The sequence below is a fragment of the Apibacter sp. genome (assembly GCF_025291155.1).
GTDB lineage: Bacteria > Bacteroidota > Bacteroidia > Flavobacteriales > Weeksellaceae > Apibacter.
In genome coordinates this window covers 1-16,930 of sequence record NZ_JAMBJZ010000043.1, presented here as the reverse complement: position 1 = coordinate 16,930, position 16,930 = coordinate 1, and the positions used below count along the sequence as shown (strand labels likewise).

13 protein-coding genes and 1 pseudogene are annotated in these 16,930 nt (G+C 31.9%); 12 read left to right on the top strand and 2 right to left on the bottom strand.

Translation table 11 applies throughout. The annotated features are described in order from the left end of the window. Nucleotides 1–200: 200 nt before the first annotated feature. A complete protein-coding gene (locus M3Z80_RS05635; protein WP_293918371.1) occupies nt 201–326 on the bottom strand; it encodes a hypothetical protein in 126 nt (41 codons plus the stop codon). Between the two features lie 1,270 nt (nt 327–1,596). On the opposite strand from M3Z80_RS05635, the gene ruvB reads away from it, so the two are divergent. The 8 genes from ruvB to rplT all read left to right on the top strand — a co-directional run bounded on the left by ruvB (nt 1,597) and on the right by rplT (nt 8,530). Beyond that, a complete protein-coding gene (gene ruvB / locus M3Z80_RS05630) occupies nt 1,597–2,622 on the top strand; it encodes a Holliday junction branch migration DNA helicase RuvB (protein WP_293918369.1) in 1,026 nt (341 codons plus the stop codon). A 1-nt stretch (nt 2,623) separates the two neighbouring features. Continuing rightward, a complete protein-coding gene (locus M3Z80_RS05625; RefSeq protein WP_293918367.1) occupies nt 2,624–2,956 on the top strand; it encodes a DMT family transporter in 333 nt (110 codons plus the stop codon). 18 nt (nt 2,957–2,974) lie between these two features. Further along, complete coding sequence (locus M3Z80_RS05620) at nt 2,975–4,309, top strand: dihydroorotase (protein WP_293918365.1); 1,335 nt, start codon at nt 2,975–2,977, stop codon at nt 4,307–4,309. Nucleotides 4,310–4,369: 60 nt separating this feature from the next. Beyond that, nucleotides 4,370–4,861, top strand: a complete 492-nt coding sequence (gene ybaK, locus M3Z80_RS05615) for a Cys-tRNA(Pro) deacylase (RefSeq protein ID WP_293918363.1) — start codon at nt 4,370–4,372, stop codon at nt 4,859–4,861. 248 nt (nt 4,862–5,109) lie between these two features. Then, nucleotides 5,110–7,032 (top strand): threonine--tRNA ligase, encoded by a 1,923-nt coding sequence (gene thrS / locus M3Z80_RS05610; protein ID WP_293918361.1) that lies wholly within the window; start codon nt 5,110–5,112, stop codon nt 7,030–7,032. 48 nt (nt 7,033–7,080) lie between these two features. After that, nucleotides 7,081–7,599, top strand: coding sequence for a translation initiation factor IF-3 (gene infC / locus M3Z80_RS05605; protein ID WP_293918373.1), 519 nt, complete (start codon nt 7,081–7,083; stop codon nt 7,597–7,599). A gap of 272 nt (nt 7,600–7,871) precedes the next feature. Next, the gene (rpmI, locus tag M3Z80_RS05600) at nt 7,872–8,069 is read left to right on the top strand and encodes a 50S ribosomal protein L35 (protein ID WP_293918359.1); all 198 of its coding nucleotides are present in this window, start codon (nt 7,872–7,874) and stop codon (nt 8,067–8,069) included. 113 nt (nt 8,070–8,182) lie between these two features. Next, nucleotides 8,183–8,530: a 50S ribosomal protein L20 gene (gene rplT, locus M3Z80_RS05595; RefSeq protein ID WP_293918357.1), complete on the top strand. Its 348-nt coding sequence runs from the start codon at nt 8,183–8,185 to the stop codon at nt 8,528–8,530. Between the two features lie 159 nt (nt 8,531–8,689). Here rplT and dnaB read toward each other — a convergent pair whose 3' ends face one another. Further along, entirely contained in the window at nt 8,690–10,246 is a 1,557-nt protein-coding gene (gene dnaB / locus M3Z80_RS05590) for a replicative DNA helicase (protein ID WP_293918355.1), read from the bottom strand. A 384-nt stretch (nt 10,247–10,630) separates the two neighbouring features. Between dnaB and M3Z80_RS05585 the strand changes: the two genes are divergently transcribed. The 4 genes and pseudogenes from M3Z80_RS05585 to M3Z80_RS05570 form a co-directional block, all read left to right on the top strand. After that, the gene (locus M3Z80_RS05585) at nt 10,631–11,761 is read left to right on the top strand and encodes a DNA polymerase III subunit (RefSeq protein ID WP_293918353.1); all 1,131 of its coding nucleotides are present in this window, start codon (nt 10,631–10,633) and stop codon (nt 11,759–11,761) included. 372 nt (nt 11,762–12,133) lie between these two features. Continuing rightward, nucleotides 12,134–13,456, top strand: a complete 1,323-nt coding sequence (locus M3Z80_RS05580; RefSeq protein WP_293918351.1) for a c-type cytochrome — start codon at nt 12,134–12,136, stop codon at nt 13,454–13,456. A 26-nt stretch (nt 13,457–13,482) separates the two neighbouring features. Continuing rightward, complete coding sequence (locus M3Z80_RS05575; RefSeq protein WP_293918349.1) at nt 13,483–16,674, top strand: TAT-variant-translocated molybdopterin oxidoreductase; 3,192 nt, start codon at nt 13,483–13,485, stop codon at nt 16,672–16,674. Between the two features lie 19 nt (nt 16,675–16,693). After that, nucleotides 16,694–16,930 (top strand): annotated as a pseudogene (locus M3Z80_RS05570) (NrfD/PsrC family molybdoenzyme membrane anchor subunit); the annotation flags it as partial.

The window sequence follows — 16,930 nt, the reverse complement described above, 5'->3', positions numbered from 1 at the left end:
TTATGCCTCTTATTAACTAACTTATTCATGTCTAAAATAACAACCAAATATTTACTAATAAAATAAGGTTTTTTGTGAACGACATTTTGATCAATCAAAACGCATCCGTTTTCAGTCACCCCTAAATCAGCCTTTACAAATACCTAAATCCGTTGAGTGTAATAAATACCATCATGATTAAAAGTGGAAATTCTAATTTCTTATAGAGTAGAGCCTATTTTCTTAGTTTCAGGATATAATTTTTTATAAGAGATAATATCTTTATTGTTTTCAAATAAAATTGCTTTTCCACCTACAAAACATGAACTGTCTATAAACTCTTGCATTTTATTATGATAAACTATTCCCTCTACATTTATTATAGACTTATCTAATCTATGAGAAATAATTTTTTTATATTTTGAAGGATAATCCTCCCGTATCTGTTAACCAATAAATTTCTATTGATTTTTTAATGTCTTGAATATTAAAATTGATAGTTATTTGAAATAATGGTAGGTTTACTTTTAAAAGAACTTTAATCGGAAGTAAAGGATTGGTTAGTATAATATAGCAATAATATAATGCGGTATACACTCTACGAATAAAAGTGAATAAAAGTGGGAAAATTAATTATTTGAATTTCAATCAGGTAGATTTTAGCTAAAAAATTTTCCTAATATGATAATAGAAGCTAAACTTCCTTAAATGGTAGGAGTTTCAATCGATATATAAATCAGAAAAATATTGTACCAAAAGCAGTATGATTCCCGTACATAAATAAAACATTATATTTTTACGAATAACATCATTTAAATTTACTAAATTAAAAGAGGTAATGAGCATTAAAACAGTTAATTAAATGGTAATATTCGTATTGGTAGATTGAATTTTTTCTCGCATACTCACCTATCTAGCTAAAATAATTTCCAAGATATCAACAGCTCAAAATCCAGTGGCTACACTATTAGAAATAAAACTTACAACTGCAAAGAAAACCGGTTTAAATCCCAGACATTATAATTGTTATAGGAACGGCAAACGCTGCTTCAAATCTTCCTATTCCATTCAATAATCAACCAAATCCCAAAGCTAATAATATCATTTGATATAAATTTCCCTTAAAAAACCTTTATTTTTTTTTAGTAAATATCTGAATTATAAATAAATATAGAATAGAGTTATAAAAAGTATAGAAGAGATGGCTTTTATAAATCTTTATATTAGAGATGTAGCGGTATCTGTTATCGATAAATGAATTTCGAATAGATCAATCAATAGGGTAACTACAAGTATTATAAGTGCACTTTTATATCCAGCAGTTTTCAAAATTCCAAGTAAAAGTATTAATAATAATATAGATAAGTTGAATATAAAATATCGAAGTAATTAATTGATTCTTCATTAATAAAAATGGATAAAATAAAATTTTTTTTGTTTATTTTTATGTTTAAAAGATATACAAATAAAAACTTATAAGTAATTCTTTATTGGATAGTATTGGTAAAAATAAAGTTGAATTTATAGAGTAAGAGATAGTTTTTATTTAAATAATAAAGAAGAATAATTTAATGTTGTTTACTTTTTAAATTTCTCCAGATGTTTTAAATTTACAAAATGTCAGATTTATTGGATCCGGATAAGGATAAATATTCGAAAGAGGAAATTGACCAGGAGGAACAGGTACGTCCCAAGAGTTTTAATGAATTTGTAGGACAGGCCCATATTATGGATAATCTTGAAATATTCGTAAAGGCAGCTAAGCTAAGAGGAGAATCTCTAGATCATGTCTTATTGCATGGCCCACCCGGTCTGGGAAAGACAACATTGGCTAACATAATTGCCAATGAATTAAATGTAGGAATTAAAATTACATCAGGACCCGTTTTGGATAAACCCGGAGATCTTGCCGGTCTATTGACGGGGCTAGAAGAAAATGATGTTTTGTTTATCGATGAAATTCACAGACTTTCACCTATAGTGGAAGAATATTTGTATTCAGCGATGGAAGATTATAAAATTGATATAATGATTGAAAGTGGCCCTAATGCACGATCAGTCCAAATAAATCTAAATCCATTTACATTAATTGGAGCAACAACACGTTCCGGCTTATTAACTGCACCTCTTAGAGCGCGTTTTGGAATTAATTTTAGATTTGAATATTACCACACGGAACTATTAAGTACCATTGTGGAAAGGAGCTCACGCATTATGAACATGCCGATTGAAAATCAGGCAGCCATTGAGATAGCCTCCCGAAGCAGAGGTACTCCGCGTATTGCCAATGCTTTATTAAGAAGAATTCGCGATTTTGCGCAAATTAAGGGTAATGGAAAGATTGATGTCAATATATCGGAAATAGGTTTGGAAGCATTAAAGGTAGATAAGCACGGATTGGATGAAATGGATAATAAAATTTTAAGCACCATTATAGAAAAATTTAAAGGAGGTCCCGTAGGTTTAACAACTATAGCAACAGCAGTTGGAGAGAATCCGGGAACACTTGAAGAAGTATATGAGCCTTTTTTAATTCAGGAAGGTTATCTTATGCGTACTCCAAGAGGAAGAGAAGCAACAGAAAAAGCCTATAAACATCTGGGGAAAATGAAAATTTTAGGGGATCAATCAGAATTATTTTAATATGAAATCCTATATTTATCTATTTATAGCGATATGTTTGGAAACTGCAGGCACATCTCTGTTGCCAATGACAAAAGAATTCACTAAATGGAAGCCTACCCTGATTTTTTTTACCTTATTTATTGCTGCTTTATACAGCTTAACCAAAGCAATACGAAATATACCCATCGGTATAGCGTATGCGATATGGTCCGGAATAGGTATTATTTTAATTAGCCTTTCAGGCTATTTTTTATACAAACAAAAATTGGATATTCCAGCAATTATTGGTATTATATTCATTATCATAGGAGTACTTATAATAAACTTATTTTCAAAAACAGCAGGCCATTAATTTAAATCAAATCAAAAAATGATACTTATTGAAAATGCCACAATTATAAATGAAGGACAATCAATGGTAGGATCAGTCTTACTGAAAAATGATATCATTTCCGAAATATATACTGGAGAAGTTCCTGAAGAAATTCGTAATCAATCGACACGAATAAATGCTGAAGAGTTGTGGTTGTTACCAGGTGTGATTGATGATCAGGTTCATTTTAGAGAACCTGGATTAACTCATAAAGGAGATATACGAAGTGAAAGTAGAGCCGCTATAGCCGGAGGAGTAACTTCTTATATGGAAATGCCAAATACAAACCCGCAAACCATTACTATTGAAGCATTAGAAAATAAGTTTGCTCTGGCCTCCCAAAAGTCTTATGCTAACTATTCTTTTTATCTGGGTGCAACCAATGATAATAATGCTGAGCTTTTGAAAGTTGATTCCAGGAATGTATGTGGAATAAAAATATTTATGGGCTCTTCTACAGGAAATATGTTAGTTGATAACAAAAAAGCTTTAGAAGCCATATTTTCTGAGACCAATATGCTAGTTGCAGTACATTGTGAAAAAGAAGAAATTATAAGGAAAAATATAGAATATTATAAAAAATTGTTAGGAGAGTATATTCCCATTCCTTACCATCCATTGATAAGAAGCGTAGAAGCTTGTTATCAATCCTCATCCGAAGCGATTGAATTGGCGCATAAATACGGAACGAGGCTTCATGTATTGCATATTTCTACAGAAAAAGAATTAAGTCTGTTTGAAAATAAACCATTATCAGAAAAAAAAGTCACCGGTGAAGCTTGTGTGCATCATTTATGGTTTACGGATGAAGATTATGAAAAACTAGGATCAAAAATTAAATGGAACCCTGCGGTAAAAAAGAAACAAGATCGAGATTCATTGATTAAAGCAGTTGTTGAAAATAAGCTCGATGTAATAGCCACAGATCATGCACCGCATTTATGGAGCGAAAAAGAAGGAGGATGCTTACAAGCAGCCTCTGGTGGCCCCTTAGTGCAACATTCTCTCCAAATGATGCTACAATTAGTAAAACAAAAAAAAATTACCAAAGAAAAAGTGGTTGAGAAAATGTGTCATGCTCCGGCGCAGCTTTATCAAATTAATAAAAGAGGATATATACGTAAAGGATATTATGCGGATTTGGTATTGATTAATCCTAATAAACCTTATACGATAACTCAAAAGAATCTTCGATATAAATGTGGTTGGTCTCCTTTGGAAAATGTAACTCTTAGCTCAACTATTGAAAAAACATTCTTAAACGGTGAATTAGCCTATACGGATGGCGAAATAAAAGAAGTAAGAGGTAGGGCTCTCGAATTTGATCGATAAGACAACAAAAATAACATTGATTTTTATAAAGTAAGGTCAAGATATCTGAAAAAGTCTTAAATGAGCAAAAATAAAATACACAAAACCAATGCGGCCAGGATATTAGATTTACATAAAATCAATTATACTTTAATATCCTATGAAGTTGATGAAAATGATTTAAGTGCAGTACATGTTGCTGAAATCTTAGGGGAGAACATAAAGCAAGTATTTAAGACCTTGGTTCTTCAAGGAGATAAAACCGGATACTTTGTCTGCGTTGTTCCTGGCGATGAAGATATAGAGTTAAAGCAGATGGCTATCATTTCAAAAAATAAAAAATGCGATTTAATTCCGATGAAATCATTGTTAAATTTGACGGGATACATAAGAGGAGCATGTTCCCCGATAGGTATGAAAAAATTATTTCCTACATACATCGAAGAATCTTGCTTACACTTCAAATCAATCTATATCAGTGCCGGACAAAGAGGATTGCAAATACAGATTAATCCGGAAGATTTGATTAAGTTGATTCACGCTGAGGTATTTAGAAATACAGTCAGTGGGTAAAATCATTTTAATTAAAATTACTAGCCATATTAACATACAATATTCTCTCTATCTTATCAATACTATTTTATAAATTCAAATGTTTTTCAAAAAAGTTATTTGACTCAAATAAATAAGATTGTTGTATTAATAAGAAGATAAAACTCATTGGATTATAAAAAATAAAAAATTATTTTAGAATATTTTAAAAAGCCCAATAATTTCATTTATAAAACTTTCGTAAATTTGTACCCTAAAATTTTAGAAGAATGATAAAAATTACCCTTCCTGATGGAAGTGTGAAAGAATTTCAAAATTCCGTAACACCGTTGGATGTAGCTAGAAGCATTTCAGATGGCTTGGCTAGAAATACGATTTCTGCATTAGTAAATGGTAAGCAAGTAGAAGTTGCCGATCCAATAACCGCAGATGCAACGGTTCAATTATTAACATGGAATGACAATTTAGGTAAAAAAGCATTCTGGCATTCTTCCGCCCACCTATTGGCTCAAGCAATATTAGATTACTATCCTAATGCTAAATTAACCATAGGTCCGGCGATAGAGAATGGATTTTATTATGATGTAGATTTTGGCGATGAAACTTTCTCAGAAAAGGATTTTGAGAAAATAGAAAAGAAGATGTTGGAAAATGCCAAGAAAAATTCAACGTTCAATATCCGTTCCGTATCTAAAAAAGAAGCCTTAGAGGCATATAAAGATAATCCGTTCAAAACAGAATTAATTGAAAATCTGGAAGACGGATCCATTACTTTTGTAACTCACGATAATTTTACCGATTTATGTAGAGGGGGACATATTCCTTCGACAGGAATTGTAAAAGCAGTAAAAGTTTTAAATGCAGCCGGAGCTTATTGGAGAGGTGATGAAAAAAACAAACAATTAGTTCGGGTATATGGAATTTCATTTCCTAAACAAAAAGAACTGACCGAATACTTGGAAAGAATTGAAGAAGCTAAGAAACGTGATCACAGAAAATTAGGGAAAGAACTGCAATTATTTACTTTTTCCGAAAAAGTAGGAGCAGGATTACCTTTATGGTTGCCCAAAGGAGCTAAATTAAGACAGAAATTAATTAACTTTTTAGGAGCAGCGCAACAAAAAGCAGGCTATGAAATTGTAGCCACTCCGCATATAGGACATAAAGATTTATATGTAACCAGCGGACATTATGAAAAATACGGAGCAGATAGCTTCCAACCTATAAAAACTCCTAACGAAGGAGAAGAATTTTTATTAAAGCCGATGAATTGTCCGCATCATTGCGAAATTTATCGTTCCTCTCCATGGTCTTATAAAGATTTACCCAAAAGATTTGCAGAATTCGGAACCGTATACAGATACGAACAAAGTGGAGAATTACATGGCTTGACTCGTGTTAGAGGCTTTACTCAGGATGATGCACATATTTTCTGTACACCTGATCAGCTAATCGGAGAGTTTGAAAAAGTAATAGATTTAGTATTATATACATTTAAATCTTTAGGATTTGATGATTTTACCGCTCAGGTTTCCTTACGAGATAGAGAAAACAAGGAAAAATATATAGGAAGTGATGAAAATTGGGAAAAAGCTGAAAATGCTATCAAGCAGGCTGCTGAAAAAAAAGGTTTACCAACCGTCATCGAATATGGGGAGGCTGCTTTTTATGGTCCAAAATTAGACTTTATGGTAAAAGACGCTTTGGGCCGAAGCTGGCAGTTAGGAACCATACAGGTGGATTATAATTTGCCGGAGCGTTTTGATCTTCACTATATAGGGTCGGATAATGAAAAACATCGTCCAGTAATGATACACAGAGCACCTTTTGGGTCATTAGAACGTTTCGTGGCTATTTTACTTGAGCACACTGCTGGAGATTTACCGCTTTGGCTAAGCCCCGAACCATTCATTATACTTCCTATTAGTGAAAAGTATGCAGATTATGCAAAAAAAGTTTTGGATTTAATGGAAAATTCGGATATTTGCGGACGGATAGACGATCGTAACGAAAAGACAGGTAAAAAGATACGTGATGCAGAGATCAATAAGATTCCTTATATGTTTGTAGTGGGAGAGAAAGAAGCAGCAACCGATACCGTGTCAGTTCGTAAACGCGGAGAAGGAGATTTAGGTACTTTTTCTTTAGAAGAAGTAGTAACGATGATGAAAAAAGCAACAAATAATCAATAAAATTTTAATACCATAGCACTTAATAGAAATAATTCGAGAGGGAAATATATCCCAAAGAAACAAGAGCCAGAACATAAGATTAATGGAAAAATTGATGTTCCGGAAGTTCGTTTAGTAGGTGATAATGTTAATCAAGGAATTTATCCTATAAAAGAAGCATTAGCCATTGCTGAAGATTTAGAGTTGGATTTGGTAATGATCACAGAAAGTGCAAATCCACCGGTTTGTAGAGTAGTTGATTATAAAAAATTCCTTTACGAACAAAAAAAGAAGCAAAAAGAACTCAAATCTAAGCAAACAAAGGTAGTTGTTAAAGAAATTAGATTTGGTCCGCAAACCGATGAGCACGATTTCGAATTTAAAAAGAAACATGCGCAAAAATTTTTGGAAGAAGGTTCAAAGCTTAAAGCTTATGTTTTCTTTAAAGGACGATCCATTGTTTTTAAAGATCAAGGACAAATTCTATTATTAAGATTAGCACAAGAGTTAGAAGAATGGGGGAAAGTAGAACAAATGCCCAAGTTGGAAGGTAAGAGAATGATTATGATGATGTCCCCAAAAAAATAAGATAAGAATTAGATAATAAAAGACATCAAATTTTTTACTTAACTATAGTAAATATGTATTAAAAGAGTTCTTTATTTTATTCTTATCTATTAGATAGAATGTGAAATTGAAAATAATTTTATCCCATATTTTTTTATTTCATAGATCTTAACTTACATATGTAAGCAGTACTATTATGGGTGATTAAAAGTTTCTCATACCCTAAATGATTTGTTTATTTTTTGAAAAATATATAATTTTGTAAAATTGATAACGAGGTAAAAAATAAAAAAATGCCAAAATTAAAAACAAAATCAGGTGCTAAAAAGCGTTTTTCAATTACCGGATCTGGGAAAATTAAAAGAAAACATGCATTCAAAAGTCACATTTTGACTAAAAAAAGCACAAAACGTAAACGTAATCTAACGCATTCTACCTTAGTAGATATTGCAGATGAAAAAAGCGTTAAAAGACAATTATTAATCAAATAAGAGAATATCATATGATATTCTGGTTTTTTAAAATCATTTAAAAGTTTAACCCTGGAATGGGTCAATATAAGAGAAGATAAACTCTTCCACCCACTTCAAAAAAACAAAAAAGTATGCCAAGATCAGTCAATTCAGTAGCGTCAAGAGCACGCAGGAAAAGAGTCCTAAAATTAGCAAAAGGTTATTACGGAAGAAGAAAAAATGTTTGGACAGTAGCAAAAAATGCTGTTGAAAAAGGATTACAATATGCCTATGTAGGCAGAAAGCAAAAGAAAAGAAATTTCAGAGCTTTATGGATACAGAGAATTAATGCAGGTACCAGACAATATGGTCTTTCTTATTCTAAATTTATAGGATTATTAAAAGAAAAAAATATAGATTTAAATAGAAAAGTCCTAGCAGATTTAGCTATGAATCATCCGGAAGCTTTCAAAGCTGTTGTGGATACTGTAAAAAAATAAATTTAATAATATTTTCGTTATCATAAAAAACACCTACTATTTTTAGTTAGGTGTTTTTTTATTTATAAATACTGGATTGTATTAATAAAAATTTATTTGTAAAATCTAAGTTACTAAAGTGTTGATGATTTTATAATTATAAATAAATATTAAAATGCTTTAAAAAGGCATATCGGCATCTGGATCATCAATATTATCATCAATACCAAAAGAACTACTAGGATTAATAGAAGGTATATTTATAGCACTATCAAAGGAAGTCTCATCATTAATTTTACTTTCAAAAGTTGTTGAGCTTACACTTTCTTGTACAGAAAAATAATCCTCATCAATATCAGAAAATTTAGCCTGTGAGCTAGTAAATCGCAATCGAACATCTTCCAAAGCTCCATTTCTATGCTTAGCAATAATAAATTCTGCTTGTCCCGCACAAGGAGTTCCGTCTTCCCAGGTATCCAGTTTATAATATTCAGGTCTGTAAATAAAGGTAACGATATCAGCATCCTGTTCTATAGCTCCTGATTCCCTTAAATCTGAAAGTAAGGGCTTTTTACTTCCTCCTCGAGTTTCAACGGAACGAGATAACTGGGATAAGGCAATAACAGGTATTTCCAGCTCTTTAGCAATCGCTTTTAAAGAACGAGAAATTGTTGCAATCTCTTGTTCCCTGTTTCCAATTCCTTTTCCGCCGGCTGACATTAATTGAAGATAGTCAATCATTATCATTTTTACTCCATGTTGCGAAACAAGTCTACGGGCTTTAGCTCTTAAGTCGAAAACAGAAATACCCGGAGAATCATCTATAAATATGGGCGCATTTTCAAGCTTATTAACTCGGGAATAGAGTTGTTGCCATTCCAATTCCGATAAATTTGCTTTTCTAAGCTTTTCAGATTCTATTCCGGTCTCACTGGATATCATACGCATCATCAACTGTTCTGCAGACATTTCCAATGAAAATACGCCTATAGGAGTTTCCGCACCAATAGCAATATTTCTGGCCATGGATAGAATAAAAGCAGTTTTACCCATACCGGGCCTGGCAGCAATTATAATAAGATCCGAAGGTTGCCATCCTGCCGTTATTTTATCAACATGCTTAAAACCGGAAGGAATACCACTCATACCTTGTTTGGATTCTAATGATTTTATTTTTTTTAAAGCATTTGATACCAAGTTTTTAGCCTCATTAAAGGTGCGTTTTAGGGTTCCGTTGGTAATTTCATATAGTTGACTTTCAGAATAATCAAGTAAATCAAAAACATCAGAAGTCTCGTCATAAGACTTTTCAATCATATTAGATGAAATTTCTATAAGTTTTCTAAGTATGTATTTCTCAAGAATAATACGAGAATGATATTCTATATGAGCGGAAGATGAGATTTTGTTCGAAAGTTGTATTAAATAAAAATCGCCACCTGCAGCATCTAGATTTCCTTGAGAACGTAACTTATTAGAAATAGTAAGAATATCTATAGGATCCGTTTGTTTAAACAGATCTTCTATAGCCTCATAAATGAGTTGGTGCTCTCTTTTATAAAAAACTTCAGGAGATAAAATATCAATAATTTCATCTAGCCCTTTTTTATCGATCATCATGGCACCAAGTACGGCTTCTTCTAAATCAATAGCTTGAGGAGGTAATTTTCCTTTTTCTAAGTTGATGATTTTGTTGGATTTAGAAAAATTATTGTATTTAGATTCAAGTTGCTCCATATTAGTTTCAAAAATATGCAAAATTATAAGGTAGACCTATCTTTTTTATAAACAATTTTTTAGTATCTAATTAAAACTATTCATGCAATAATTGTTCATTAATGTTGATGAATATGAATAATTTATAAACAATTTTCGTAAATAAAAACTGACAACGTGATTCATAGATAGTATTTAAAGTTAAGTTATAACTAATCTTTTTATCAAAATTCTTTAAGCTAAAAAAATTTGATAAGTATTAAAATAATTACGAGTTAATCAATTTAATAAAAATGAAAAAATAATATATAAAAGTCCTATTAATTTAAATAATATATTTTATATAAATAGTAAATGAGTAGATTAAACGAAATATTTTAGAAAAGTTGATTTATCTTTGTTTTTATGAAATGGGATGAAATAATTGGTCAGGATAATTTAAAAAAACAATTACAAAATTCAATACAAGAAGATAGGATTAGCCATGCACAACTTTTTATAGGAAAAACGGGTTTTGGTGTTTTACCCTTGGCTTTAGCCTATGCTTCTGAAGTTATATGCAAAAAATCTGAAAAATGTTTACTACAAACCCATCAATTACAACACCCGGATTTACATTTGTCTTTTCCGACAATTAATAATTCCGTTGAAAAGAAAGAAGCAATAAGTTCCGATTACATAAAGCGATATAGAGAATTTTTGCTTGAAGATTCCTACAGAGATATTAATCAATGGTATGAATATCTCAATGAAGACAAAAAACAGGGTATAATTTCTGTAAAAGAAATTGAGAATATAATTGATAGATTAAATTTGAAAAGCTTTGAAGGTGGTTATAAAGTACAAATTATTTGGATGGTGGAAACTATGCGAGTTGAATCAGCCAATAAATTACTTAAAATTTTAGAAGAGCCACCTGCTAAAACTTTATTTATCTTACTTGCTGAAGATGATAAAAAAATTTTACCTACGATATTGTCAAGATGTCAACGAATAACGGTAAATCCAATTGATAATAAAGATATAGAAGTAAATTTACGATTAAAATTTTCTATAGAGCAAGAAATGTCTGAAACAATAGCAAAAAGAGCAGAGGGAGATTGGAATATTGCTTGTAAATTAATTAAAAATAGCACTTTACAAGAAGAGTTTGAAAAATATTTTATTCGATGGAACCGAGCAGCAGTTATGGCTCCTAAAAAACCAGAATTTTTAAAAGAAATTGTAGATTGGTCATTAGAGATTTCAACATGGGGAAGAGAAAAACAAAAGAATTTTTTACAATTTTGTGCAGAAACATTTAGACAAGCCTTGCTTCAAAACTATAACAGTCCCAGTTTAGTAAATAATCCGTTAACCTATGAAAATTTTAAGTGGAATAGCTTTAGTAGCTTTGTGCATGGTAGCAATATAGAAGATATTTTAAAAGAGATAAATAGCGCATTTTTTCATATTGAAAGAAATGGAAGTGCTAAGATTATTTTTTTAGATATGGGAATTAAATTAACACGTTTTTTAGCAAGAAAAAATGAGTAAATAAAATAATCAAAAAATGTCCTTTTAAATATTTTTTTAATGCTTATAAAGGCTCTTTACAGTGTAATATTTTGTCTATCAATAATATAAATACGATCGTTTTGTGATAAGATAAAATAGATAAATAAAATAATCAAAAAATGTTCTTTTAAATATTTTTTAATGCTTATAAGGGTATGTTACAATTTAATAGCTTGTTTAACAAGAAGATAAAGGAAGGTGTTATTTAGAATAATTACAAATTAATAAAAAGTGAAAGATATGTTAAAAAAAAGATTTGGCAATATGTTGCATATTTTTATTTTTGCATAAGTCGCTTTTATTGGGACAATTATATTATAAATAAGTTTCATTCAATTGAAATAAATTATTATGAATAAAATTATAGCAGTTTGTATGCTGACTCTCTTTACAAGTATTTCTGTTATAGCGCAGAAAGTAAATGGAGATGTAAAGAATGGAGAGAAATTATTCAAAGACAATTGTACCGCTTGTCATGCTTTAGATCGTAAACTTACAGGACCTGCTCTTAAAGGAATAGTTAGCTCATTAAGTGAGGAAGGGGTTGATGTGGAATGGATTCGTAAATGGATTATGAACAATGAGGCACTTAGAAAAAGCGGAGATAAGCGAGCTAATAAAACCTATGAAGAATATGATAAAGTAGCTATGGATGTCTTTGAAGGTAGATTGTCCGAGCAAAATATAGATGATATTTTAGCCTATGTGGAAAACCCTCCCGAACCCAAAGAAGAAGCTGCCCCTGTTGTTGTTCAAAAAAATAACTCTAATGATATAAATTATATTCTCGTATCCTTCGCTTGTCTTGGAGTGATACTTATTTTTACCTTACTAAAAATAAACCAATTAGTTAAATTAAAAACTTCAAGTTCTGAATTATCCGAGCTTGAGGCTACAAGAATCAGAACCTTCTCCCAATTTTATATAAAATACAAAGGAGCCTTATACTGTTTAATTACACTATTTTTAGCTCTGTCTTTATACGGTGTTTGGGCATGGCTTATGGGAATTGGAGTAGATAAAGGATATGAGCCGGAACAACCGATTTATTTTTCACATAAAATTCATGCAGGAGAGAATAAGATAAATTGCCAATTATGTCATTCCGGAGCTAAATATGGGAAAGTATCTGAAATTCCATCTCTGAGCGTATGTATGAATTGTCATAGAAATATTAGTGAATATACCGGAAAATATATTGAACCTGGCAAATCCAAAGAATTTTACACTGCCGAAATAAAGAAAATTTATGAACATGTAGGTTGGGATGAGGAAAATCAAAAATATACAGGAAATCAAAAACCGGTTAAATGGGAAAGAATACATAATATGCCTGATTTTGTCTATTTTAATCATTCTCAACACGTAGTGGCAGGAGAAAAAACAATAATTGCCGATTACAATAAGAAAAATCCAAACCATCAAATAGATGTCGTATGTAAAGCTTGTCACGGTGCCATAGATACAATGAATGTAGTAAGAATGGCAAATGATTTTACAATGGGATGGTGCGTAGAATGTCATCGTACCACAGAAGTTGATATGAATAATGGTTATAATGCAGCTTACTTCAATAAGCTTCATGAAAAGCTTAAAAAAGAATACGGAGAAGATAAATCCAAAATAACGGTAGATGCAATAGGAGGGTTAGAATGTGGTAAATGTCATTATTAATTAATTAAAATCATCGGAAGATCATTATGGCTTCAAAAGATAAAATAAAATTTAGGAGTTTAGAAGAATTACAAGATCCTTCACTATCAGAAAAACTAGCAGCAAATGAATTTGCAGAGGAGATCCCCGTAGATGAATTTTTAGGAGATGAAACTGCAATGTTTTCTACAAAAACATCAAGAAGAGATTTTTTAAAATTCTTAGGTTTTGGAACGGCCGCAGTAACTTTGGCAGCTTGTGAAGCTCCAATTATAAAATCGGTTCCTTATGTTGTTAAGCCCGAAGGAATAATCCCGGGAGTACCGAGCTACTATGCTTCCACTCTATATAATGGTTTTGACATTGCTAGCGTTTTAGTTAAAACAAGAGAAGGAAGACCTATAAAAATAGAAAGTAATAAAAATGCTTCTTTATTTGGAGGAAGCAGTGCTAGAAGTCAAGCTTCTGTACTTTCGTTATACGATAATAACAGAGCAAAATCACCAAAATTAAATTCTTCCGAAGTTGAATGGGAAATTTTGGATGATTATGTGAATAAAGGTTTACAATCAGCCAAAGCTTCAGGTAAAAAAATAGTTATTTTAACTCCATCTTTACCATCACCTTCAACAAAAAAAATAATTGAAGATTTTACAGCAGTATATCCAGGAACGGAACATATTATTTACGATGCAATTTCGTATTCTCCGGCATTAGATGCAGCAGAAGAGGTTTATGGTGTAAGAGCTTTACCTCTATACGATTTAACCAAAGTAGAATTATTGGTTTCCTTTTCTGCAGATTTTCTAAATGATTGGAACGGAGGGCATTTTGAGGCAGATTATGCAAAAGCAAAAATCCCAGGTGAAAATATGCTGAAGCATATACAAATTGAATCAAATTTAAGTTTATCAGGAGCTAGTTCTGATGAAAGATTGCCATTAAAGCCTTCAGAAGTTCAAAAATTATTAGGAGAAGTTTATAGAGCATTAGAGGGTACTTCTACAGATCCTACTGCTCAAAAGATAGCTAAAAAATTACTAGCGAAAGGTTCAAAAGCAGTAGTATTTGCCGAAGGCGATAAATCTGCTTATGTTCTTTCCTATTTAATAAATCAAAAACTTAACTCATTAGCAGTTAGAAAAGATAAAGTGTTATTAACTAAAGAATCTAATGATTCACGCTTTTCGGAATTACTTTCTTGGCTATCAAATGGTCAAGTAGGGGTATTGCTTAACTACAATACTAATCCGATATATTCATATTCAGATAGTGAAAAATTAAAAAATCTATTAGCTAAAGTAGATTGTACGGTTTCTCTTACAGAATATGAAAATGAGACAGCGTCCCTCTTTAAAGCCCTTGCACCGGTACCTCATTGGTTAGAATCCTGGGGGGATATAAATCCGGCAACAGGAATTTATTTACTATCCCAACCAACCATTCAAAGAATTTTTGATACTCGACAATTCCAAGATTCCTTGTTGGTTTGGAAAAATGCAGGAATTCCAAGAAACGCTGTTACAGCAGGACCTTTTGATGCAGATGCAGGTACACCTCAATCAACTGATTCTTTGGCTACAAAAGCAAAAGTTACAGGTCAAGAGGAAACTACTCCATTTAATTCAACTTATACAACTACGACAGCAACGCCAAAACAAACCAATGCATACTATAATTTTTTAAAACAATATTGGCAAGGCCAATTAGGATCTAAATTGGGGTATAGCTTTAATCAAGCATTATATAATGGCTACAATGAAACTTCTGAAACTGTTTTATTGGATGTAATTGGTGGAAATGTTGAGCAAGCGCTTTCGAGTATATCCGGGATTAAGGCAGGAAAACTTGAGTTAAATCTATATTTAAAAACAGCAATAGGGGATGGCGCTCAGGCAAATAATCCCTGGTTGCAAGAGTTACCTGATCCAATTTCACGATTAGCATGGGATAATTATATTACAATTTCCTTGGAAGATGCTAACCAATTGGGAGTAAAAAATGAAATCAATGGAAGAATGCAATTGGATGGTTCGTTGGTAGATTTGGCCGTTAATGGAAAAGTAATAAAAAATGTCCCTGTATTTATTCAGCCCGGACAAGCTAAAGGCTCTATTGGTTTAGCTTTAGGCTATGGACAATCAAAGTCAGGAAAAGTAGGTCAGACAGGGATCAATGCATTTCCGATATATTTGAAATCAAATTTTGTACAATATAATGTAACTATAAACCCTGTTAAAGGTATTCATGAATTTGCTTCTATGCAAATGCAAGGAACATTGATGGGGAGATATGAAATAGCAAGAGAGATTTCTCTGGATACTTTCTTAAATGTAGATTCCAAAGAATGGAATGAGCCATTAAAGATGGATTCCTATGTGGGAGAGATGCCCATGAATAAGGTTGATCTATGGAAAGATTATGATAGTACAGACGGTCCACATTTTAATCTTTCTGTTGATTTAAATGCGTGTACCGGATGTGGAGCTTGTATTATTGCTTGTCAAGCAGAAAATAATGTACCCGTAGTTGGTAAAGAAGAGATACGAATGTCAAGAGATATGTATTGGTTACGTATCGACAGATATTATTCTTCAAAAAAACGAATTGAGCAAAAAGAAGAAATCTTGGAAGATTTAGATCAAGTTCCTATGTATAAAGAGTTGATCGAACCCAATCCTACCAATCCGGATGTAATTTTTCAACCTGTAATGTGTCAACATTGTAACCATGCTCCTTGTGAAACTGTTTGCCCGGTAGCGGCAACTTCACACGGTAAACAAGGGCAAAATCATATGGCATACAATCGATGCGTAGGAACTCGTTATTGTGCAAATAACTGTCCGTATAAAGTACGCCGTTTCAATTGGTTCAATTATGCACTTAATGACAAGTTTGATTATAATATGAATAACGATTTAGGAAGGATGGTATTAAATCCAGATGTCGTTGTTCGTTCAAGAGGAGTTATGGAAAAATGCTCCTTGTGTATACAAATGACCCAAGCTACAATTCTAGAAGCGAAAAAGCAAGGAAGAAAAGTAGAAGACGGAGAGTTTCAGGTGGCTTGTTCACTGGCTTGCTCTAGTGGAGCAATTAAATTTGGAGACATTAATGATTCTTCATCAGAAATTGCAAAACTAGCTAAAGATAAAAGGAAATATGTATTGTTGGAAGAAGTAGGAACAAAACCTAATGTATTTTACCAATACAAAATAAGGAATAGAAAAGAATCATAAAAAATTTAAGAAAGTTACTATGTCAGGACATTACGAAGCACCTATTCGCGAACCGTTAATTTTAGGAGATAAATCCTATCATGACATTACAGAAGATATTGCGCGTCCTATTGAAACCAAAGCAGGCAAACTTTGGTGGTTTGCTTTTTATATTGCTTTAGTTGCCTTTATATATGGAGTAGGTTGCATTGCCTATACAATAGGAACCGGAATAGGAGTATGGGGACTAAACAGAACGATTAATTGGGGATGGGAT

Bases quoted from the DNA above. Each gene is read 5' to 3' on its own strand.
- rplT (WP_293918357.1), top strand. From the start codon at position 8,183: ATGCCAAGATCAGTCAATTCAGTAGCGTCAAGAGCACGCAGGAAAAGA.
- M3Z80_RS05585 (WP_293918353.1), top strand. From the start codon at position 10,631: ATGAAATGGGATGAAATAATTGGTCAGGATAATTTAAAAAAACAATTA.
- thrS (WP_293918361.1), top strand. From the start codon at position 5,110: ATGATAAAAATTACCCTTCCTGATGGAAGTGTGAAAGAATTTCAAAAT.
- M3Z80_RS05625 (WP_293918367.1), top strand. From the start codon at position 2,624: ATGAAATCCTATATTTATCTATTTATAGCGATATGTTTGGAAACTGCA.
- M3Z80_RS05635 (WP_293918371.1), bottom strand. From the start codon at position 326: ATGCAAGAGTTTATAGACAGTTCATGTTTTGTAGGTGGAAAAGCAATT.
- dnaB (WP_293918355.1), bottom strand. From the start codon at position 10,246: ATGGAGCAACTTGAATCTAAATACAATAATTTTTCTAAATCCAACAAA.
- ybaK (WP_293918363.1), top strand. From the start codon at position 4,370: ATGAGCAAAAATAAAATACACAAAACCAATGCGGCCAGGATATTAGAT.
- rpmI (WP_293918359.1), top strand. From the start codon at position 7,872: ATGCCAAAATTAAAAACAAAATCAGGTGCTAAAAAGCGTTTTTCAATT.
- M3Z80_RS05580 (WP_293918351.1), top strand. From the start codon at position 12,134: ATGAATAAAATTATAGCAGTTTGTATGCTGACTCTCTTTACAAGTATT.
- M3Z80_RS05575 (WP_293918349.1), top strand. From the start codon at position 13,483: ATGGCTTCAAAAGATAAAATAAAATTTAGGAGTTTAGAAGAATTACAA.
- ruvB (WP_293918369.1), top strand. From the start codon at position 1,597: ATGTCAGATTTATTGGATCCGGATAAGGATAAATATTCGAAAGAGGAA.
- M3Z80_RS05620 (WP_293918365.1), top strand. From the start codon at position 2,975: ATGATACTTATTGAAAATGCCACAATTATAAATGAAGGACAATCAATG.